This window comes from Bradyrhizobium sp. CFUWI (genome assembly GCF_056429085.1).
Genome location: NZ_JBWJZE010000001.1, coordinates 215602 through 235820 on the forward strand (window position 1 = coordinate 215602; position 20219 = coordinate 235820).

17 protein-coding genes and 1 pseudogene are annotated in these 20219 nt (G+C 65.8%); 9 read left to right on the plus strand and 9 right to left on the minus strand.

From position 1 onward, the window contains the following. Positions 1–373 precede the first annotated feature (373 nt). Positions 374–3547: an autotransporter domain-containing protein gene (locus AC066S_RS01035; RefSeq protein WP_478268705.1), complete on the plus strand. Its 3174-nt coding sequence runs from the start codon at positions 374–376 to the stop codon at positions 3545–3547. 6 nt (positions 3548–3553) lie between these two features. Here AC066S_RS01035 and AC066S_RS01040 read toward each other — a convergent pair whose 3' ends face one another. Further along, positions 3554–3775 carry a dodecin gene (locus AC066S_RS01040; RefSeq protein WP_126259356.1) on the minus strand — a complete coding sequence of 74 codons (222 nt, stop codon included), beginning with the start codon at positions 3773–3775 and terminating at the stop codon, positions 3554–3556. Positions 3776–3924: 149 nt separating this feature from the next. On the opposite strand from AC066S_RS01040, the gene AC066S_RS01045 reads away from it, so the two are divergent. Beyond that, on the plus strand, positions 3925–4806 hold the full coding sequence (locus AC066S_RS01045) for a DMT family transporter (RefSeq protein WP_478268706.1): 882 nt from the start codon (positions 3925–3927) through the stop codon (positions 4804–4806). Between the two features lie 17 nt (positions 4807–4823). Here the strand turns inward: AC066S_RS01045 and AC066S_RS01050 are convergent, their stop codons facing one another. The 6 genes and pseudogenes from AC066S_RS01050 to AC066S_RS01075 all read right to left on the minus strand — a co-directional run bounded on the left by AC066S_RS01050 (position 4824) and on the right by AC066S_RS01075 (position 12377). Next, positions 4824–5381 (minus strand): HNH endonuclease, encoded by a 558-nt coding sequence (locus tag AC066S_RS01050; RefSeq protein WP_028134115.1) that lies wholly within the window; start codon positions 5379–5381, stop codon positions 4824–4826. A 213-nt stretch (positions 5382–5594) separates the two neighbouring features. Beyond that, entirely contained in the window at positions 5595–6572 is a 978-nt protein-coding gene (locus tag AC066S_RS01055) for a peptidyl-alpha-hydroxyglycine alpha-amidating lyase family protein (RefSeq protein WP_478268707.1), read from the minus strand. A 126-nt stretch (positions 6573–6698) separates the two neighbouring features. Further along, a complete protein-coding gene (locus AC066S_RS01060; RefSeq protein ID WP_478268708.1) occupies positions 6699–8462 on the minus strand; it encodes a flavin-containing monooxygenase in 1764 nt (587 codons plus the stop codon). A gap of 153 nt (positions 8463–8615) precedes the next feature. Next, complete coding sequence (locus AC066S_RS01065; RefSeq protein ID WP_126259552.1) at positions 8616–10142, minus strand: acyl-CoA synthetase; 1527 nt, start codon at positions 10140–10142, stop codon at positions 8616–8618. 23 nt (positions 10143–10165) lie between these two features. Continuing rightward, positions 10166–11351, minus strand: a pseudogene (locus AC066S_RS01070) (ABC transporter substrate-binding protein). Positions 11352–11402: 51 nt separating this feature from the next. Beyond that, complete coding sequence (locus AC066S_RS01075; protein ID WP_478268709.1) at positions 11403–12377, minus strand: NAD(P)H-dependent flavin oxidoreductase; 975 nt, start codon at positions 12375–12377, stop codon at positions 11403–11405. Between the two features lie 178 nt (positions 12378–12555). On the opposite strand from AC066S_RS01075, the gene AC066S_RS01080 reads away from it, so the two are divergent. Then, positions 12556–13443: a LysR family transcriptional regulator gene (locus AC066S_RS01080; RefSeq protein ID WP_126259362.1), complete on the plus strand. Its 888-nt coding sequence runs from the start codon at positions 12556–12558 to the stop codon at positions 13441–13443. Here the strand turns inward: AC066S_RS01080 and AC066S_RS01085 are convergent. Then, on the minus strand, positions 13440–14093 hold the full coding sequence (locus AC066S_RS01085; RefSeq protein ID WP_126259363.1) for a DNA-3-methyladenine glycosylase family protein: 654 nt from the start codon (positions 14091–14093) through the stop codon (positions 13440–13442). The genes AC066S_RS01080 and AC066S_RS01085 overlap by 4 nt on opposite strands. Before the next feature lie 207 nt (positions 14094–14300). Here AC066S_RS01085 and gluQRS point away from each other — a divergent pair, with 207 nt between their 5' ends. Further along, complete coding sequence (gluQRS, locus tag AC066S_RS01090; RefSeq protein WP_478268710.1) at positions 14301–15173, plus strand: tRNA glutamyl-Q(34) synthetase GluQRS; 873 nt, start codon at positions 14301–14303, stop codon at positions 15171–15173. Between the two features lie 102 nt (positions 15174–15275). Then, the gene (locus AC066S_RS01095; protein WP_478268711.1) at positions 15276–16547 is read left to right on the plus strand and encodes an ATP-binding protein; all 1272 of its coding nucleotides are present in this window, start codon (positions 15276–15278) and stop codon (positions 16545–16547) included. Here the strand turns inward: AC066S_RS01095 and AC066S_RS01100 are convergent. After that, positions 16474–17367 carry a YihY/virulence factor BrkB family protein gene (locus tag AC066S_RS01100; RefSeq protein WP_135170574.1) on the minus strand — a complete coding sequence of 298 codons (894 nt, stop codon included), beginning with the start codon at positions 17365–17367 and terminating at the stop codon, positions 16474–16476. The genes AC066S_RS01095 and AC066S_RS01100 overlap by 74 nt on opposite strands. Before the next feature lie 220 nt (positions 17368–17587). On the opposite strand from AC066S_RS01100, the gene AC066S_RS01105 reads away from it, so the two are divergent. The 4 genes from AC066S_RS01105 (at position 17588) to AC066S_RS01120 (ending at position 20176) form a co-directional block, all read left to right on the plus strand. Continuing rightward, positions 17588–17782 carry a twin transmembrane helix small protein gene (locus AC066S_RS01105; protein ID WP_028134126.1) on the plus strand — a complete coding sequence of 65 codons (195 nt, stop codon included), beginning with the start codon at positions 17588–17590 and terminating at the stop codon, positions 17780–17782. 1 nt (position 17783) lies between these two features. Then, positions 17784–18356 carry a cob(I)yrinic acid a,c-diamide adenosyltransferase gene (locus AC066S_RS01110; RefSeq protein WP_135170575.1) on the plus strand — a complete coding sequence of 191 codons (573 nt, stop codon included), beginning with the start codon at positions 17784–17786 and terminating at the stop codon, positions 18354–18356. Positions 18357–18482: 126 nt separating this feature from the next. Continuing rightward, positions 18483–19232, plus strand: coding sequence for an electron transfer flavoprotein subunit beta/FixA family protein (locus AC066S_RS01115; protein WP_126259368.1), 750 nt, complete (start codon positions 18483–18485; stop codon positions 19230–19232). Further along, positions 19232–20176: an electron transfer flavoprotein subunit alpha/FixB family protein gene (locus tag AC066S_RS01120; RefSeq protein WP_126259369.1), complete on the plus strand. Its 945-nt coding sequence runs from the start codon at positions 19232–19234 to the stop codon at positions 20174–20176. Before AC066S_RS01115 ends, AC066S_RS01120 begins: the two co-directional genes overlap by 1 nt. Positions 20177–20219 lie beyond the last annotated feature (43 nt).

Sequence of the window (20219 nt, forward strand, 5' to 3'; positions counted from 1 at the left end):
GTGTCGTCCACATCCCCTCACGATGCGAAAAGACCGCACGCAACTGATTTCCCGAGATCGGCGGCAAGCCGATCTCGGGTCTGGATGTAGCCATTCGGAAATCTGTGCGCAAGCGAGAGCGAGTTGGATCGCGCTGGTGGCGGTATGCAACGCATGCGAGATCCGCATGGATTTTGTCTCGCTGAGACACCGGGCACATCGTCCGGCCTGCCGTCCTGTTAGAGACTCTCCCGTTGCTGGAATGCGAGCGCGTCATGCGGGGGCGCGCCGTTGGAATGGGGTTATCGTGGGATCAATGGGAATTGAGGGCGCTGGTCGTCGGCAACGACGTTCGCGCAGCTGCCGTCGTCGCCGGACAGCGAGAGGTTGCGGGATGCTCGTCATCCTGGTCCTGCCGTATCTCGGCTCGACCTCCGCCAGCCGGGCGCAGATCGACAATTACGGACTTTGGACCGCAATCAACAGCACGCCGGGGCAGGCGGTCGAGTTCGGCACGCTGAGCAACGCTCCGATCGGGTCCGCTTTTGCGACGAGCGCCTATCCTCACGCCGCAGTGTTTTCGGCCGATGGCCGTTTCGCGTATGTCGCTGCCATGTCCGGCGCGGTGGACGTCATCGACGTCGTCAGCCGGACGGTTGTCGCGACCATACCCGTCGCCGTCGGGCCGGCAGGATTGGCGCTCAGCCCTGATGGCTCGAGCCTCTATGTGACGTCCTCCGGGGCCAATTCCGTCACGGTGATCTCCACCGCGACCAATCTCGTGGTCGGTTCACCCATCGCAGTTGGTGCAGTCCCTTACGGCGTTGTCGTCTCGCCGGACGGGAGCCGGGTCTATGTGGCCAACGAGGGCTCCGCGAGCGTTTCGATCATCGACGCCGCGTCGAAAACCGTCATCGGCGCGGTCGCGGTCGGAGGCGGCCCCTCCGGCATCTCCGTGTCTCCGGATGGAAGCCGGATCTACGTGGCCAATCAAGGCGGTGGCGTCTCGGTCATCGATGCGGCCTCGCAATCGGTGGTCACGACGGTTTCGATCTCCGGGCTCCCGCTGCATGTTGCAGTCAGCCCTGACGGGTCGCGGATCTACGTAACGACGCAGACCAACGTGCTCGTGGTGATCGATGCACTGACGAACACCGCCACGGCAAACGTAGCCCTGTCCAGCCACGGCGTCGGAGTGTCCCTGACGCCCGACGGAAGTCGCGCCTACATCACGACCGGCGCCGGGTTTTACGTGCTGGATACCGCCACGAACACGATCGTATCCTCCCCCTCGATGCCGATCGCGGACAACGGCACTTCCGGTGCGGGCTTCATTGGACCGAACGTCATCGTTGCGGCGGGTGGGGCGGTCTCGGCTGGCAGCGACGCCGCGCTCTCGGCGCTGAGTTTCGGGCAATACGTCAATTTCAATGGTGGTGCGCTGCGCTTCACGGGGGCTTTCAGCACCGCCCGGACGATTTCACTGCTGGCGGGCGGCGGCACGATCGACACCAACGGCTTCAACGCGACGTTGTCCGGACAGATCATCAACGCGGGAGCCCTGACCAAGACGGGGCTGGGCACGCTGACGCTGACCGGAGCCAACACCTACAGCGGCGGCACCTTCGTCAGCGGCGGCACGCTGGCCTTGAGCGGCGCCGGCACGCTGGGCGACGCCGGCGGGACGACCACGGTCAACAGCGGTGCCACGCTCGATCTGGGCGGCACGGCGCAGACCCAGGGTGCGGTCGGCCTCAACGGAGGCACGATTCGCAACGGCAATCTGAACGCGCCCGTCACGTCGACCGGAGGCGTCCTCAATGGTATCGGCGGGACCGCGAGCCTGACGACGACGGCCGGCTTCACCATGTTGGTCGGCAACAATGGCTATACCGGAGCCACGACCGTGAATGGCGGAGTGCTCGACGTCGAAGGAACCATCACCGGCGCCTCTTCAGTCACGGTGAATGCCGGTGGCGTGCTGATGGGAGCGGGTACGATCGATCCATTGTTGGTGAAGATCGCCGGCGGCGGCACCTTGGCGCCCGGCAACGGCACGCCCGGCAGCGTCACGAGCATCGTCGGCGATCTCGCCCTGCAAGCGGGCGCGATCTATCAGGTCCAGGTCAATCCGTCGACGGCGTCCTCCGCAGGCGTATCCGGCACCGCAACCCTCGGCGGCGCCACCGTGAACGCGGTATTTGCAGCCGGCAGCTATATCGAGAAGAGATACACCATCCTCAGCGCGGGCGGCGGCATCTCCGGCACCTTTGCCTCGACGGTTGCCAACAGCAATCTGCCGGCGAACTTCAAGACCGATCTCAGCTACGATGCGAACAACGCCTATCTCGACCTGTCGCTCGCCTTCGTCCCGCCGCCGGCGTCCGGCCTGAATGGCAATCAGCAGGCGGTGGCGAATGCTCTGGTCCATTCCTTCGACGTCAACGGCGGCATTCCGCTGATCTACGGCCGCATGACGGCGCCCGGGCTGACGCAAGCCTCGGGCGAACAAGGCACGGCCGCGCAGCAGACGACGATCAGCGCGATGAGCCAGTTCATGGGCCTGCTCACCGACCCCTTCGCGCAACGGGAGGGTCGGACGAGCACACCGAACAGTGCGGCTGCATTTGCCGAAGACAGCGAATCAAGCGCCTATGCCGCGCGCCAGCGCACCGACGCGTTTGCCATGCTCGCCAAGGCGCCGGCGCAGAAATTTGCGCAGCGCTGGAGCGTGTGGGCTGCCGGCTTCGGCGGATCGCAGTCGACCCATGGCCATGCGACGGATGGTTCCAACGACATGACGAGCCGCATCGCGGGCACGGCGGTCGGTGCGGACTATTGGCTGGCGCCGAGCACGAAGCTGGGTTTCGCGCTCGCCGGCGGCGGCACCGGCTTCGACGTCAACGGTCTCGGCTCCGGCCGCTCCGACCTGTTCCAGGCCGGCGCATATCTGTATCACGCGAACGGCCCGGCCTACGTCTCCGCCGCGCTGGCCTATGGCTGGCAGAACATGACCACCGATCGCACCGTGACGCTCGCCGGCACCGATCGCCTGCGCGCCGCCTTCGACGCCCATGCGTATTCCGGCCGTCTCGAAGGCGGCTATCGCGTGGTCGCGTCATGGCTCGGCGGAATCGGCCTTACACCCTACGGCGCGATGCAGTTCACGACGCTCGACCTCCCCGGCTATGCCGAGCAGGCCGTCTCCGGCTCGTCGGCATTCGCCTTGAGCTACGCCGCGAAAAGCGTGACCGACAGCCGCAGCGAGCTCGGCCTGCGTACCGACAGGTCCTTTGCGATGCAGGATGGCGTGTTGGCCCTGCGCGGCCGTGTCGCCTGGGCGCATGATTTCAACCCCGATCGCTCGGCCGCCGCAACCTTTCAGGCGTTGCCGCTCGCAAGCTTCGTCGTCAACGGCGCAGCGCAGGCGCGCGACGCCGCGCTCGCCACGGCTTCGGTCGAGATGAGATGGACGAACGGCTGGTCGACGGCGGCCACGTTCGAAGGCGAGTTCTCCAGCGTCACCCGCAGCTACGCCGGCAAGGGTAGCGTTCGCTACGGATGGTGAGCGCCGTCATCCCTCCAGCGTGAAGCCGACGCGCAGCGTCACCTGGTAGTGGCGCACGGCTCCGTTCTCGATGTGGCCGCGGGTCTGCACCACCTCGAACCATTTCATCTCGCGAATGGTCTTCGACGCGCGGCCGATCGCGTTCTTGATCGCGTCCTCGATCGAGGTTTCGGATGAGCCGACGAGGTCCAGGATCTTGTAGACGTGGTCTTTCTCATCTGCAGGCATCATGGCCTCCCTCGGTTGCGCTGCGGCACGCGCGGTCGCGTTGTGCTCCCATGTGAACGAGCGCCAGGCGATCCAGTTCCGCCCTGCGCGATAGCTTGCATGCGCCGGCCGAGGTGGAGTGGCCGGCGTCCGCCTGCTAAGCGCTATCCATGAACTCGGCGCGCCGCGACAGGACGATCGGCTCTCTCTGCCTCGGCGTGACGGCGTTCGGCTGGGCTTTGAACTGGCCGCTGATGAAGCTGCTGCTGCAGCAATGGCCACCCCTGTTCGCGCGCGGGCTTGCGGGCGTCTGCGCCTCGCTGATCCTCGGTGCTCTGGTGCTGAGCCGGAAGGAGTCGTTTGCCGTCCCGCGCGAGGCCATCCCACGACTGGTCTTCGCGACCTTCACCAACGTCTTTGCCTGGATGGGGCTCGGCACGGTCGCGATGAAATATGTGACGGTGAGCGAGGGCGCTCTGCTCGCCTACACGATGCCGATCTGGGCGATGCTGTTCGCCTGGCCCGTGCTGCATACGCGACCGACCGCAAGGGATATTTTCGGGCTGGTCCTCGGCGTTGCCGGCGTCACGCTGCTTCTGAGCGGCAACGGCTTTACGTTCGGTGCCGACAAGCTGCTGGGCATCGTGCTGGCGCTGCTCTGCGCCATCCTGTTCGCGCTCGGTAACGTGCTCAACCGCAAGCCGCTGCCGATGCCGCCGCTGGTCGTCGTCGCCTGGCAGGTCGGTCTCGGCTGCGCCGCGATGCTGATCCTCGGCGTCCTGTTCGAGCGTCCTGATATCACCGCGATGACCCCGCTGGGGCTCGGCTGCTTCGTCTATATGACGCTGGTGCCGATGGGCATCTGCTACGTCACCTGGTTCGAGACGCTGCGCCGTCTGCCACCGACCACGGCCTCGACCGGCATGCTGATCGTTCCCGTGATCGGCGTGGTCTCCGCCGCCATCATCCTGGGCGAGCCGCTGGGCCTGCGTGAATGGACGGCGATGGCGCTCACGCTCGGCGGCGTGACGCTCGCCTTGCAGCGGGGGTAGGGCGCGAAGGTTCGCCCCTACGGATCCAGCTCCGTATCCCAGTACAGATAGTCGAGCCAGCTGTCGTGCAGGTAGTTCGGCGGAAAGAGACGGCCGTTGCGGTGCAGCTGGTGCACGGTGGGTGCGAACGCATTCTGGCGCGGAAACATCTTTGCCTGCGCCGGGGTGAGATTGCCCTTGCGCAGGTTACACGGCGAGCACGCCGCGACCACGTTCTCCCAGGTGGTCTGGCCGCCTTTGCTGCGCGGGATGATGTGATCGAAAGTGAGGTCTTCGGGCGAGCCGCAATATTGGCAGGCGAAACGATCGCGCAGGAAGACGTTGAACCGGGTGAAGGCGGGGTGGGTGGTCGGCTTGACGAAGGATTTGAGCGAGACGACGCTTGGCAGCTGCATCTGCAGGGTGGGACTGTGGACCGCCTGATCGTAGTGAGCGACGATATTGACGCGGTCGAGGAACACCGCCTTGATCGCGTCCTGCCACGACCACAACGACAGTGGGTAGTAACTCAGCGGCCGGAAGTCCGCATTCAGCACCAACACCGGCCAACTGCCTTGCGAGACATGTGCGTTCAAGTAACGCTCCCGGCCTCCAATATACGCTGCGAAGCAGCATGTGTTGACATACTACATGCAGCGTGACGGGATTGTGAAGCCCGTTGAGCGACTTATTCAGGCGCAAGCAATGCGGCGCCGGGGTGGCAAAAGCGTTCAAAACGCCGCGATTTGGGGAGAGCACGCGGCGGGCGGAACCGGCTTTGCCCCCGCGCTCGTAGCGTGCCGCCGCTGCTACTCCCGTACCCGCTCCAGCTTCTGCAAGCACCGCGTTGCGCGCACCACGGCCGGCATCTCCGCGTCCGGAAAGCTCGTCTTCCAGTCGGTGACGCCGACCTCCCCGACATAGATGTCGCCCTGCGAATCCAGCGCGATGCCGTGCGGCGCCAGGAATTTGCCGCTGGCGACGCCCGGCCCCGCCTCGCCGCCGAGCCGCGCGATGCGGTTGCCCCTGGCGTCCACGATCGACAGTCGCGGGCCGAGATTGGGCACCTTGCGGTTGACGGCCAGGCCGGGGCCGAGCTCGCCGATCACGAAGGTCGGGCTCTTCGCCCCGCCGCAGCAGCAAAGTGCGCAAGGACGGTGGAGGTTGTTCCACTGCGTCTCGTACCTGCCCTCGCCATTGAACACCTGGACGCGGTGGTTCTCGCGGTCGGCGACATAGACCCAGCCGTCGGCATCGGTGGCGATATTGTGCACGATGTTGAATTGGCCGGGATCGGTGCCAGGCTCGCCCCAGCTCTTGATGAGCTTGCCGTCCGGCGTGAACTTGTGCACGCGCGCATTGCCATAGCCGTCGGAGACGTAGATCTCGCCCTTCGGCGACAGCGCGGTGTGCGTGCAGCGGTGGAACGGCTCGCCGCTCATGAACGGCGACGGCTTCTCGGGAATGCCGATCGTCAGCAGCACCTTGCCGTCGGTGGTGCATTTGCGCACGGTGTGGTCGCCGTCATCGGTGCAATAGAGATTGTCGTCGGCATCGATGTGGAGGCCGTGCGCGCGCGAGAACAGGCCTTCGCCAAAGCTGCGGAGGAAATTGCCCTCGCGGTCCAACACCACCATCGGATGGGCGCCGCGATTGAAGACGTAGATCTGGTCGCGGCTGTCGACCGCGACCGAGGCGACGTCGGTCAGCTGCCAGCCGTCCGGCAGCTTTGCGAAGTTTTCGACGACGCGATAGCGGTGATCGCCGCTGCCGAGAATGGCTGGCATGGGTGGTCTCTCCTTCTGTCATTCCGGGGCACGCGTAGCGTGAGCCCGGAATCCATTGTGCGGCGCATTTCGTGGTTGGATGGATTCCGGGCTCGCGCTACGCGCGCCCCGGAATGACCACTAGGTTCACGTCCGTCCCAAAATCCCTTCCTCGATCGCCTTGATCTGGAGCGCCAGATATTTCGAGTTGATCCGGCACTGCGCCAGGCTGCCGGCGATGAACCAGAGACCGGCCTGCCTGGTGCGCGCATACATGTTGCGGAGCTCAAGACCGTCGCCAAAGCCCCAGATCGGACCGATGCGGTCGGCCACGGCATCGCCGAACAGTTTTCGCACCAGATAGTCCTGCGATTTGTAGCCGGTGGAGAGCACGATGAGATCGGCCGCAATGGTCGAGCCGTCCTTCATCCGTGCGCCTTCGGCGACGAAGCTCTCGATGTCGGCGAACTGCCTGAGCTTGACCTTGCCCTCGACGATCAGGTTGGAGCAGCCGACGTTGAAATAATAGCCGCCGCCGCGGGTGAGGTATTTGAATTGCCAGCCGGTGCCGGCCTCGCCGAAGTCGAGCTTGAAACCGACGCGGGCAAGGCCGTCGAGCAGCTCCTTGTCGAGCTGCTTCGACTGCTCGGTCAGCATGACGTGCGTCTTCTTCGCGAGCGGCGTCGGCATCGAGGCCGCGATCAGGTCGTTGTCCTCGAGCGTGCCTTCATTGTAGATCGCATAAGCGAGCTGTGCCGACGGCTCGATATTGGTGACCAGTGTGGGCGAGCGCTGCACCAGCGTCACCTCGGCGCCGCTGGAATACAGATCCTGCGCGATGTCGTGACCGCTGTTGCCGGTGCCGATGACGATCGCGCGCTTGCCGGTCCAGGTCTCGCCGTCCTGGTAGCGGCTGGAATGCACCAGCGTCCCCCTGAATTGGGCGAGGCTCGGAATATCCGGAATGTTGGCGATCCCGCTGACGCCGGTTGCCATGACGACATGGCGCGGATGCATGGTCCGCTCGCTGCCGTCGGCGCGCCGCAGTGTCACCGTCCAGCATCCCTTCGCCTCGTCATAGGCGCCGCCTTCGAACGCGGTGCCGGTCCAGAAATTCAGCTCCATCGCATCGACGTAAGCCTCGAACCAGTTGGCGAGCTTGTCCTTGGGGATATAGGTGGGCCAGCTCGGCGGAAAGGGCATGTAGGGCAGGTGATTGACCTGCACCTGGTTGTGCAGCGTCAGCGCATGATAGCGCTTGCGCCAATTGTCGCCGATCCGCATTTCGCGATCGACGATCAGCGTGTCGAGCTGCAACTGCTTCAATCGCGCTGCGATCGCAAGCCCGGCCTGGCCGCCGCCGACCACCAGTACGGCCGGATCGCGGTCGGCATAGTCGCGCGAGGCGTTGCGCAAATCGAGCCAGTTCGGTCCGCGGAAATCGCGCGAATAGGCCTGGCCGCGCGGGCGCGAGGTGCCGAGCTGCTCCTCGAATCCCTTGAGCTCGTCGAGCGCGGTCAGCAGCGTCCAGGCTTTCAGGCGGTCGTCGTCGGTGCCCTCGGGTGCGAGCCGGACGATACCGCTGCCGCGCCCGATTGCCGTTTCGAAATCGAAGATCGCCTCAACGCAGTTGCAGCCGGCGCGCGTGACCCAGCGCGGCGGTGCGCGGTTGGGCGCGATCTTGAAATTGGCCGGTGCCGCCTTGGGCGCGAGTGCGGCCAGCGCATCGGCAATGGTGTCGCGGCCGGCGAGCGTTTGCAGATTCCAGCTCAGCGCCAGCACGTCGCGCCAGAAGCTGTCGGCGAGGAAGAGATGGTCCAGCGCGGCGGGCTCGGGCCTGCTCAGCGTTCGCTCGAACGCGTCGAGCCAGCCTTGCGCGGATGCGGCAATATCCTTGGTCCTGTCCAGCATGCGCGACCTCGTGGCCGTCTTCGCGGCGTTTCCTCTGGTCGAAGCTATACGGTTTCGCAGGCCGCCAAAAGCCGGTGACCCGCGCAATGCCGGCATATGGCACTGCTCGGACGGCATGTGCCGAGATGCTTCAGGAGTTTCGGCGACCGGTGGCTAAGGCCCGCCCGCCCTCCGGTCCGCCCAATAGGGATCGCGCAGCTTGCGCTTGAAGATCTTTCCGGTCGCCTCGCGGGGCAGCGCATCCAGGAACTGAACCTCCTTCGGCACCTTGAAGTTGGCCAGCCGGTCGCGCAGCCAGGCTTGCACTGCACCGGCGGAGAGCTCCGCGCCTGTGTCGGGCTCAATGCAGGCGCATAGCCGCTCGCCATATTCGGCGTCGGGGATGCCGAAAACGGCGCAATCGCGCACGCCCGGCATCGCGATCAGCACGTTCTCGATTTCGGCAGGATAGATGTTGACGCCGCCCGAGATCACCATGTCGCGTTTGCGGTCGCACAAAAACAGATAGCCGTCCTCGTCGAGATAACCGACATCGCCGACACTGACGAGACCGTCGCGCCCAGCCTCCGCCCGGGCCTGCGCCTTGCCGTGATAGTCGAAGTCGGGCACCGCGGTCTGGCGCATGTAGATCTCGCCGACCTCGCCGGCGCCGCAGAGACCGCCGTCGTCGCGGAAGATCTTGACGATGCCGCCTTCGATGGCGCGGCCGACCGTGCCGGGCTTCTTCAGGGCTTCCTCGGCGGAGTGCCACACGGGGATGCCGGTCTCGGTCGAGCCGAAATATTCGTTGATGACCGGTCCCCACCAATCGATCATGGCCCGCTTGACTTCGGGCGGGCAGGGCGCCGCGCCGTGCACGACGAAGCGCAGCGACGACAGGTCGTACCGCTGCCTGATCGCTTCGGGCAGGCGCAACAGGCGCACGAACATGGTCGGCACCATGTGGATATGCGTCACGCGGTGGCGCTCGATCAGCGCCAGCAGCTCCTCGGCGTCGAACCGCGCCTGGAGCACGATGGTGCAGCCGCAGCGGAAGGCAAGCATGCCGTAGGAGTGCGGCGCCGAGTGATACATCGGGCCGTTGATCAGCACGACCTGATTGTCGCGCGGCTTGATGCCATAGGCGATGGCGCCGACGCGCTCGGAGGCGGCCGCCTGCTCGGGCCGCATCGGCATGCGCCGCACGCCCTTCGGCAGGCCGGTGGTTCCCGACGTGTAGATCATCGCCGCGGCCCGGCGCGGCGGCTCCTGCGATTCCGGATGGCCGTCGCGCCAGCGGTCCCAATCCGTCAGTCCCGAGGGGATCTCCGTCAGCGCGGCGGGCACGGCGAACGTCGCCGCAAGCTCGGGCGGCGTCCGGACCACGAAAAGACGGACGTCCTCCGGCACGCCGGAGCGGATCTGCGGCAGCAGGTCGGCGTGGCAAACCAGGATCTTCGCGCCGCTGTCGGTCAGGATATAGCGGACCTCTTCCGCTTTGAGATGCCAGTTGATCGGCACCACCGGACTGCCCAGAGCGGCGGAGGCCGCGACCACCTCGAACAGCGCGAAATCGTTGCGCAGCATCATGGCGACCGGGGCGCCCTCGACCAGACCGAGCTCGCGAAGCCCGCTCGCCGCCCGCCTGATGCGCGCCTGGATCTCGTCATGGCCGATCCGGCGTTCGCCGCTGATGATCATGGCGTGTCCCTTTCCGCTCATGTCTAGCGATCGTCCAGCACGTCGCCGAAGCCGACCCAGCTCTTGCCGTTGAAGCGCCGCAGCTGAAGCTGCTGGAACGGCAGATAGTCGTCTGAGCCGGTGCTCACACTGATGCCTGGCAGCAGCAGCGGCAGCTTCACCTCCTTCAGCGATGCGGCCTGGCGCATGATGTTGTCGCGGCTGACATCGTCCTTGCACGCCTTGAGGATCGTCATCAGCAGCGTCGCGTAATGGTAGCCGGCCGCGTAGTTGGAATTGGAGAGGTCTGCGGTCGGCATGTATTGCTTCATGAAGGCGAAGTATTCCTTCACGCCGGGATCGCTGGCCCATTGCGGGTCCATCGTGTCCTTCTGATTGCTCGACGAGATCAGGCCGACCGCGTTGTCGAGTCCGGCGGGCTCCAGGAACGAGATCGACGAAGCCGACGTCGGCACGAAGAACAGATCGGGCTTCCAGCCGATCTCGGCCACGCCCTTGATCATCTGCGAGGTGAACTTGCCGAGCACGACGCCGAACAGCACGTCGGCGCCCGATGCCTTCAGGGTCGAGAGCTGCGAGCTGATCGTCGGCGCGCTGGTCTCGTAGGTCTGCTCCGCGACGATCATGCCCGCGGCCTTGTCGCCGAGCGCGCGCTTGAAGCCGGCGACATAGTCGCGGCCGAAATCATCGTTCTGGGACAGGATGGCGATCTTGGCGCCGGGCTTGGCCCGCAGCACGTGCTTGGCGTAGACCACGCCCTCGGATTCGTAGGCGGCCATGCCGGGCATGGTCCACGGATATTTCTGCGGATCGGCCCATTTTCGTCGCGCCTGAGAGCACGAACAGCTGCGGCACCTTCTTGCCGTTTAGGTAGCGCTGCACGGCGCTGTTGGTGGCGGTGCCGAGCGAGCCAAACATCATCAGCACCTCGTCCTGCTCCACCAGCTTGCGGGTCTGCTCGACCGTCTTCGGCGGCGAGTAGGCGTCATCGAGCGTGATGAACCTGATCTTGCGGCCGTTGATGCCGCCTTCGGCATTCACCTTTTCGAAGAACGCCTCCTGCGTCCGTCCGATCGCCCCGAACCCGGACGCCGGACCGCTATAGGGCAGGGTCTGCCCGATCCGGATCTCATCGCTGCCTTCGGCATGGGCGCTGCCGGTGGCGAGCGCCGACAACGATAGGCCGATCAGTGCGGCTGCCAGCTTCATGGTGTCCTCCCGTTTTCGTTGTCAGTCCAATCTCGTCGTCGGACCGCGTCGTCAGGCGCTCGCGCGCATCAGGAAATCCTGCCGGGCCTGATCGAATTCTCCCTTCATACGGTCCACGAGCTCGGCGACCGGCGGTGCATCCAGGATCTGGCCGATGCCCTGGCCCGATCCCCAGATGTCGCGCCACGCCTTCGACTTCATGTTGCCGCCGGAGCCGAAATTCATCTTCGACTTGTCGGCGACCGGGAGATTGTCCGGATCGAGCCCTGCGGCGGTGATCGAGGGGCCGAGATAATTGCCGTGCACGCCGGTGAACAGGTTGGTGTAGACGATGTCGTGCGCGGCATGCTGCGTCAGCGCGGACTTGTAGGCCTCGTCGGCATTGGCTTCCTTCGTGGCGATAAAGCGCGTGCCCATATAAGCGAGGTCGGCGCCCAGCGTCAGCGCCGAGGCGATGCCGAAGCCGTCGCTGATCGCGCCCGACAGCAGGATCGCGCCGCCGAACCATTGCTTGACCTCGCGCACCAGCGCGAAGGGCGACAGCGTGCCGGCATGTCCGCCGGCGCCGGCGCAGACCAGGATCAGGCCGTCGACACCCTGCTCGGCGGCCTTGCGCGCGTGCTTGACGTTGATGACGTCGTGGAACACCAGCCCGCCATAGGAATGCGCGGCCTCGACGATCTCGGCCGGCGGCCGCAGCGAGGTGATGATGATGGGCGCCTTGTGCTTGACGCAGGTCTCCATGTCCTTCATCAGCCGGTCGTTGGAGGCATGGCAGATCTGGTTGACGGCGTAGGGCGCGACCTTCTTGCCGGGATTGCGCGATTTGTATTCGCCGAGCTCGTCCTCGATCCGGCGCAGCCATTCGTCGAGCTTCTCGACCGGACGGGCGTTGAGTGCGGGAAACGAGCCGACGACGCCCGCTTTGCACTGCGCGATCACCAGCTCCGGGCCGGAAACGATGAAGAGGGGTGAGCCGACGACGGGCAGCTCCAGGGAATTCCTGAGCAAGGCGGGCAGTGCCATCCGATCCTCCTGACAATGCGCGTCGGCGGCCTGCCGGCCGATGATCGAGCGCTTCCATGTCGATTGTCGCGCCGGCGGGGCGTCCGCCTGCGGTTTGATCTCACTATAGGGTTGGACGGCGGCCGGGGTATCGTTCAATATTGAACATGTATCTATTCAACTTTGAACGAGGACGCTGGTGGATTGGGATCTCTGCAAGACCTTCGTCGCGGTCGCCGATAGCGGCAGCTTCACCGCGGCGGCGCGGCGGCTGCACAGCAGCCATCCGACCGTGAGCCGCAAGATCACGGCGCTGGAAGCCCAGCTCGGCACCAAACTGTTCGCGCGCGCCGCCGACGGCTTCGTGCTCACCGCCGACGGCCGCACTTTGCGCGAGCATGCCGAGGCGATGGCCGCCGCCGCGCTGCGGGCCGAGGCCGCCGTTGGCGCCGGCGGGCGCAAGGCGCGCGGCACGGTCAAGTTGTCGATCGGGGCAACGCTGGCCTCGCATTGGCTGATGCCGCGGCTGCGATCCTTCCTCGATGCGCACCATCACATCCGGCTCGAGATCATCACGCATCCCTTTCCGGCCAGCGTGTGGCGCCGCGAAGCCGACGTGGTACTGCGTCCGGTCGACAGCGGCGAGGAGAACCTGGTCGGCCGCAAGATCGGCCGTCTCGGCACCGGCTTCTATGCCTCGCGCGCCTATGCGGCGGGCCGGTCCTTGCCGGAACGCAGCGGCGAGTGGAAGGGCCATAGCATCATCGGCTTTGCAGATCAGGACTCCAACGCGCAATTGGCGCGGTGGAGCGATGCGATCACGCGCCAGGGCACGATGGTGATGCGCTGCTCGTCACAGGGCGACATGCTGGCGGCGGTGCGCGCGGGGATCGGAATCTCCGCGTTGTCCTGCTTCGTCGCGGAGAGCTATCCGGACCTCGTGCGCGTCGCGCCGCAAAAGCTCGTCAGCGTCGCCGATCTCTGGCTGCTCGCCCATCCTGATCTGGTCGAGCTGTCCGCGGTGCGGGCGGTGGTCGACTTCGTGGCCGAATGCGCCCGCGCCGATCGCGAGCGGCTGCGGGGCTAGTTTGAGCCCGCGAGCACGCCCTCGCGCTTCTTCACCGCGCGATAATAGCTCCACCACAAATGCGCCGCCGCGCCGCGAAAGGGACGCCAGGGCTCGGCGAGCGGCGCCATCTGTTTTTCCGTCGGCCGCGCCTTCAGGCCGAGGCCGATCCTGATGCTCTCCTGTACGGCGAGGTCGCCGGCCGGCCAGGCATCGCCATGGCCGAGGCAGAACAGCAGATAGAGGTCCGCGGTCCAGGGCCCGATGCCGGGCAGCGCGATCAGCGTGTGATGCGCGGCATCGGCGTCTTCCTCGGCCAGCACGTCGAGGTTCAGCCGCTGCGCGCTGATCTCGCGCGCAAGATGCTTCAGCGTCTTGATCTTGGCGGCCGAGAGGCCGAGCCGTCCCAGCCGGTCGGCGCGGGCGCGGCGCACCGCATCATGGTCGAACGGATCGAAGGCCGCCGCCAGCCGACCCCAGATCGCCGCGGCGCTCGCGGTCGAGAGCTGCTGTCCGCAGACGATGTGGGCAAGCCCCGCAAAACCCGGCTCCCGCCGCCGCAACGCCGGCATGCCCGCGATCTCGAGCACCGGTTTCAGACGTGGATCGCGCTTGATCAGCGCATGGACGGCCTCTTCGAGATCGGACTGGGATTCGAGATGGATGGTCATGTGTTTGGCAGGCTCTCTCCGGCGTCATGACCGGGCTTGACCCGGTACTGAATATCTTACTCCGTCATTCCGGGGCGATGCGACGGATCGCGTGAAGCGCGACCCGGAGCATCGAGCCCGGAATCTCGACATTCCGGGTTTGGTCCTTCGGACCCGCCCCGGAATGACGGCCGTGCGGTTAAGCCCGGCCATGACGAGATCTATCAGATGGCACCACCCGTTTTCCGATTTGCTCCCAGTCCCAACGGCTTCCTGCATCTCGGCCACGCTCTTTCCGCGCTGCTGAATTTCGACCGCGCGCGCAAGACCGGCGGGCGGCTGCTGTTGCGGATCGAGGACATCGACGCGACGCGCTGCCGGCCGGAATACGAGGCGGCGATCTACGAGGATCTTGCCTGGCTCGGGATTGACTGGGAGACGCCGGTGCGGCGACAGTCGGAGCATCTCGCCGATTATCGCGCCGCGCTGGACAGGCTGTCGGCGCTTGGTCTCGTCTATCCCGCCTTCGAGAGCCGGGCAGAGATCGCAAGGTTGGTTGCCGCGCGCGAGGCGAATGGGCCATGGCCGCGCGATCCCGACGGCGCGCCGCTTTATCCCGGCGAGGCGAAGTCGCTCCCAGCGCCCGAGCGTGACCGTCTCCTCGCATCGGGCAGGCCTTACGCGCTGCGGCTCGACATGATTGCGGCCTGCCGGCACGTCACCGGCCTGACCTGGAATGAGCTGGGCGAGGGGCCCGATGGCGAGCGCGGCACCGTCCCGGCGCGACCGCAGGCCTGGGGCGACGTGATCCTGGCCCGCAAGGAGACGCCGACCAGCTATCATCTGTCCGTCGTCGTCGACGACGCACTGCAAGGCGTCAGCGAGATCGTGCGCGGCCAGGATTTGTTTCATGCGACGGCGGTCCATCGTCTGCTCCAGGTCCTGCTCGGCTTGCCCGAACCCGCCTACCGCCATCACCGGCTGATTTGCGACGATGAGGGGCGCAAGCTGTCGAAATCGAGCCGCTCGACCGGTTTGCGCGCCTTGCGTGCGGCCGGCATCACGCCTGCAAGCATCCGCCAGCTGGTGGGATTAGGTTAAGTTTCTCTGGGGGTTAGCGAAACGTCGCCGTGACTCCGGGTGTTTCGCCGTGCCATGCTCGAACAGCCCGGGGGCCCGAAGGGGATACTTCGAAGGGGATTCATGGCGGCGAAGAAGCGCCCAGCGCGCACCACGAAGATGTCCGGGCGACCGCCTCGGAAGCGGTCCGGGGCGACTGGGCAGGTGCGCAAGCGCAGTCCCAAGACGGTCGCGCCTGATGTGGTCCAGGCGGCGCTCGCCGCCTTTGCCCATGAGGTTCGCACCCCCCTGACCGGCATTCTGGCGATCAGCGACCTGCTCGCGACCTCCGATCTCGGCGAACGGGAGCGGCGCTGGGCCGACACCATCAAGGCCGGTGCCGAACATCTGGCGAGCCTTGCCACGCTGTTCGTGGATGCTGCCAGAAGCGGTAAGGGGACCGGGAAGGGCGGCAGCACGCTGCGGCAGGACCTGTTCGATCTGCGCACGCTTGCCCGCAGCGCCGGCGATTCGCTTGCGGGGCGCGCCGCGGCCAAGGGTCTCCAGGCCCAGGTCGAGATCTCCGACAAGCTCCCCGGCCTCGTGGTCGGCGATTCCGTCCGCCTGCGCGCGGCGCTCGAGAACCTGATCGACAATGCCGTGAAATTCACGGACCAGGGCGGCGTGGCGCTCGCGGTCGCTCCCACCAAGGGCAAAGAGAAGGCTCGAGCCAAAGGCAAAGACAGGGTCGGCGTTGCCTTCGCCGTGTCCGACAGCGGCATCGGCCTCACCATGGGCGAGATCAAGCGGCTGTTCCGCCCGTTCACCCAGGCCAACGTCACCATCGCCTCGCGCTTCGGCGGCGCTGGCCTCGGCCTATCCTCGGTCAAGCAATTGGCGCGCGCGATGGGCGGCGACATCACCGTCGCACCGCGGCGCGGCGGCGGCGCCACCTTCACCCTGACGGTATCGCTGGATGCCACCGGACCGGGCAAATCCAGCAAGGCGAAGGACGAAGCCGGGACTGATGCGGTCGCGGCGCTGCGCGTCCTCAGCGTCGAGGACAATCCGTTCGGCCGTGTCGTGCTCAACACGATCTTGACCGAGCTCGGCCATCATGCCGAGTTCATCGGGCGCGGCGAGGACGCGGTCGGCCGGCTGGCGCAAGGCGGGTTCGATGCGGTGCTGATGGACATGGTGCTGCCAGGCATCGACGGCGTCGAGGCCATCAGGCGGATCCGCACCATGGACGCGCCGTTGGCTCATATCCCGATCATCGGCGTGTCCGGCCGCGGCGAGGACGAAGCGGCCTCGCGCGAGGCCGGCGCAGACGCCTTCCTGGTCAAGCCCGTGTCTCCGCGTGCTTTAGCGACTGCGCTGCTTGAAGCGACACGCCGTGAGGAAGCCGCGACTTGATGATCGCGGCGTTGAGCTCGCCGCCGTAAACGAAGATCGCGGCGATGAAGTACAGAAACACAAGCGCGATGATCACCGAGGCGAGGCCCGCATACATCGTCACGTAGTTGTTGGCGAAGCGGGCCAGATATTGGCCGAACACGATGCTCGAGATCAGCGACGCCACAATGGTGAAGACGATGCCGGGCAATATCTGCAGGAAGCTGCGCCGTCCCGCCGGCAGCCAGGCGTGCAGGATGATTAGAGCCACCACCAGCGCGCCGATGGAGATGCCGTAGCGCACCCAGGTGAGGATGCTTTCGTTGGATTCGACGAACAGCGGAATGTGGCGCCGCGCCGCCTCGATGATGAGCGGGCCGAGCACGATCAGGAACGCCATGGCGAGGGCAGTGAAGGCCGCGATGATCGTATAGGCGATCGATTCCAGCCGGAGCCAGTACCAGCTCCGCATCTCGACCACCGCATAGGCGCGGTTGAGTGCGATCCGCAGCGCCTCGACACCGTTGGAGGCGAAATAGAGCGACAGCGCCGCGCCGATGGTCAGCAGTCCGGTCCGGGTCGTGGTGAGCACGTCGTGGACCTCGCCCGAGATCGAATCGGCGACCTGCTTGGGCCAGACCTGAAGCATCAGGCTGGCGGCCTGGTCGGCAAGTTCCTTGGAGCCGAAGAAGCCCGCGAGCGAGGTCAGCACGATCAGGAACGGGAACAGCGCCATCAGCGTCGACAGCGCGATGTGGCTCGCGATCGCCCAGCCGTCATCGGCAAGGAACGTGTAGAAGGCATCCATCACCACGACGTAGATGTAGCGGATCGCTTTCACTGTATGCCCTGTACTGCTCCCGCGCCCCGCAGGCGGGGAGAGGGGAAGACGGCCGATGCCGGATGCAGATCGGAAATCATTCAGCCAGCTTCTGACATTATTGGCTTAAAAGCCAGATCGCGAAGCGCCGCGCCTCGCTTCGCTCGGCCCCGGCGCATCGCCCCGGAATGACGAAACTGAGGAGATGGCGGACCGGCGCGCACGGTGTTATCACCCCCCAATGGCATCCCTCTTGACGACTTTCATCTTGCCGGCGGCGGCCGGCGCCGTGGCCCTGGTGCTGCTGCTCGGGCTGATCAACATGATGCGCGGCGGCTCGCCCAACACCTCGCAGAAGCTGATGCGCTGGCGCGTGCTGCTTCAGTTCGTGGCGATCATCATTGCGATGCTCGCGGTCTGGGCGATGGGGCGCTGACATGGTCGTATTGAATCGCATCTACACGAAGACCGGTGACGACGGCACGACCGCGCTCGGAACCGGCGAGCGACGTCCGAAATACGATCTGCGCATCGAGGCCTATGGCACCGTCGACGAGACCAACGCCGCGATCGGCGTGGTCAGGCTCCATACCCGGGACCTGCCCGAGCTCGACGCGATGCTCGGCCGCATCCAGAACGATCTGTTCGATCTCGGCGCCGATCTCGCGGTGCCCGAGCGTGAAGGCAAGGCGGAGCGGCTGCGGGTGGTGGCGAGCCAGGTCGAGCGGCTCGAGCGCGACATCGACGCGCTCAACGACAAGCTTGAGCCGCTCACCTCGTTCGTGCTTCCCGGCGGCACGCCGGCCGCGGCCCATCTCCACGTGGCGCGCACGATATGCCGCAGGGCGGAACGGGTCATCGTGGAACTGGCGGCCCTGCCCGGCGAGCCGGTCAGCGCAGCTGGCATCCAATATATGAACCGCCTCTCGGACTTCCTGTTCGTGGCCAGCCGCGCTGCCAACGGCAATGGCGCCGGTGACGTGCTTTGGGTTCCAGGTCAGAACCGTTGACCATCACGCCTCCCGCATTTCGGGAAGCCAAATTTAGGCTCGTTCGCGCGTTGACCGGGGCAGATCAGGCCTTTAGGTTCCGCGCCAGTTGATAACCCCCCTCCCAAATTGAGTGAAAGAGGATCGATGAAGGTCTTAGTGCCGGTAAAGCGGGTGGTCGATTACAACGTCAAGGTCCGCGTCAAGGGCGATGGATCGGGCGTTGAACTCGCCAACGTCAAGATGTCGATGAACCCGTTCGACGAGATCGCGGTCGAGGAAGCGCTGCGCCTGAAGGAAGCCGGCAAGGCGACCGAAGTCGTAGTGGTCTCCATTGGACCGGCGCAGGCGTCGGAGACGATCCGCACGGGTCTTGCCATGGGCGCCGATCGCGGCATCCTGGTGAAAGCGGAAGGCGCAGTCGAGCCGCTCGCGGTCGCCAAGATCCTGAAGAAAATCGCGGACGAAGAGCAGCCGGGCCTGATCATTCTCGGCAAGCAGGCGATCGACGACGATTCCAATCAGACCGGCCAGATGCTGGCTGCGCTGCTTGGCTGGTCGCAGGCGACGTTCGCTTCCAAGCTCGAGGTCGAAGGCTCCGACTTCAAGGTCACCCGCGAAGTCGACGGCGGATTGCAGACCGTGAAGCTGAAGGGACCGGCGATCGTCACCACGGATCTCCGTCTCAACGAGCCGCGCTACGCCTCGCTGCCCAACATCATGAAGGCGAAGAAGAAGCCGATCGCGGAGAAGACCGTCGCCGATTACGGCGTCGACGTCGCCGCGCGTCTCGAGGTTCTCAAGACGACTGAACCGGCGGGCCGCAAGGCCGGCGTCAAGGTCAAGGACGTCGCCGAGCTGGTGTCGAAACTCAAGAACGAAGCCGGGGTGCTCTGATGACGACGCTTCTGATTGCCGAACACGACAATGCGTCGCTCAAGGATGCGACCAACAAGGCCCTGACCGCGGCTGCCGCGCTCGGCGCGGATGTCGAGGTCCTGGTTGCCGGCCAGAACGCCAAGGCCGCGGCCGATGCCGCTGCCAAGCTCGCCGGCGTGAAGAAGGTGCGGCTCGCCGACGGCGACCTCTACGCGCACGATCTTGCCGAGCCGCTGGCCGCGCTGATCGTCTCGCTGGCGCCCGGCTATGACGCCATCGTCGCGCCCGCGACCTCGCGCTTCAAGAACGTGATGCCGCGGGTCGCCGCCCTGCTCGACGTCATGCAGGTCTCGGAGATCATCAAGGTCGTCGCCCCTGATACGTTCGAGCGCCCGATCTATGCCGGCAACGCGATCCAGACCGTGAAGTCCAAGGACGCCAAGAAGGTCATCACGGTGCGGACCTCGACCTTCGCCGCAGCGGGCGAGGGCGGCAGCGCGCCGGTCGAGGCCGTTCAGGCGGCGGCCGATCCGGGCCTGTCGACCTTCGTCGGCGAGGAGGTCGCCAAGAGCGACCGTCCCGAGCTGACCTCGGCCAAGATCATCGTCTCCGGCGGCCGCGCCATGCAGAGCCGCGAGAATTTTGCCAAGTACATCGAGCCGCTCGCCGACAAGCTGGGCGCCGGTGTCGGTGCCTCACGCGCGGCGGTCGACGCCGGCTATGCGCCGAACGACTGGCAGGTCGGCCAGACCGGCAAGGTGGTGGCGCCCGAGCTCTATGTCGCCATCGGCATTTCCGGCGCCATCCAGCATCTGGCCGGCATGAAGGACTCCAAGGTGATCGTCGCGATCAACAAGGACGAGGACGCGCCGATCTTCCAGGTTGCCGATTACGGCCTGGTCGCCGATCTCTACCAGGCGGTTCCGGAGCTGACGGCCGAACTCGGCAAGCTCGGCAAGTAAAAGACGTCGAAAACACCGGCCGGAGGTATAAACTCCGGCCGGT

Excerpts from the sequence above, each read along its gene's own strand:
- AC066S_RS01035 (WP_478268705.1), top strand. The coding sequence starts at position 374 with ATGCTCGTCATCCTGGTCCTGCCGTATCTCGGCTCGACCTCCGCCAGC.
- AC066S_RS01040 (WP_126259356.1), bottom strand. The coding sequence starts at position 3,775 with ATGCCTGCAGATGAGAAAGACCACGTCTACAAGATCCTGGACCTCGTC.
- AC066S_RS01045 (WP_478268706.1), top strand. The coding sequence starts at position 3,925 with ATGAACTCGGCGCGCCGCGACAGGACGATCGGCTCTCTCTGCCTCGGC.
- AC066S_RS01055 (WP_478268707.1), bottom strand. The coding sequence starts at position 6,572 with ATGCCAGCCATTCTCGGCAGCGGCGATCACCGCTATCGCGTCGTCGAA.
- AC066S_RS01060 (WP_478268708.1), bottom strand. The coding sequence starts at position 8,462 with ATGCTGGACAGGACCAAGGATATTGCCGCATCCGCGCAAGGCTGGCTC.
- AC066S_RS01065 (WP_126259552.1), bottom strand. The coding sequence starts at position 10,142 with ATGATCATCAGCGGCGAACGCCGGATCGGCCATGACGAGATCCAGGCG.
- AC066S_RS01075 (WP_478268709.1), bottom strand. The coding sequence starts at position 12,377 with ATGGCACTGCCCGCCTTGCTCAGGAATTCCCTGGAGCTGCCCGTCGTC.
- AC066S_RS01085 (WP_126259363.1), bottom strand. The coding sequence starts at position 14,093 with ATGACCATCCATCTCGAATCCCAGTCCGATCTCGAAGAGGCCGTCCAT.
- gluQRS (WP_478268710.1), top strand. The coding sequence starts at position 14,301 with ATGGCACCACCCGTTTTCCGATTTGCTCCCAGTCCCAACGGCTTCCTG.
- AC066S_RS01095 (WP_478268711.1), top strand. The coding sequence starts at position 15,276 with ATGGCGGCGAAGAAGCGCCCAGCGCGCACCACGAAGATGTCCGGGCGA.
- AC066S_RS01105 (WP_028134126.1), top strand. The coding sequence starts at position 17,588 with ATGGCATCCCTCTTGACGACTTTCATCTTGCCGGCGGCGGCCGGCGCC.
- AC066S_RS01110 (WP_135170575.1), top strand. The coding sequence starts at position 17,784 with ATGGTCGTATTGAATCGCATCTACACGAAGACCGGTGACGACGGCACG.
- AC066S_RS01115 (WP_126259368.1), top strand. The coding sequence starts at position 18,483 with ATGAAGGTCTTAGTGCCGGTAAAGCGGGTGGTCGATTACAACGTCAAG.
- AC066S_RS01120 (WP_126259369.1), top strand. The coding sequence starts at position 19,232 with ATGACGACGCTTCTGATTGCCGAACACGACAATGCGTCGCTCAAGGAT.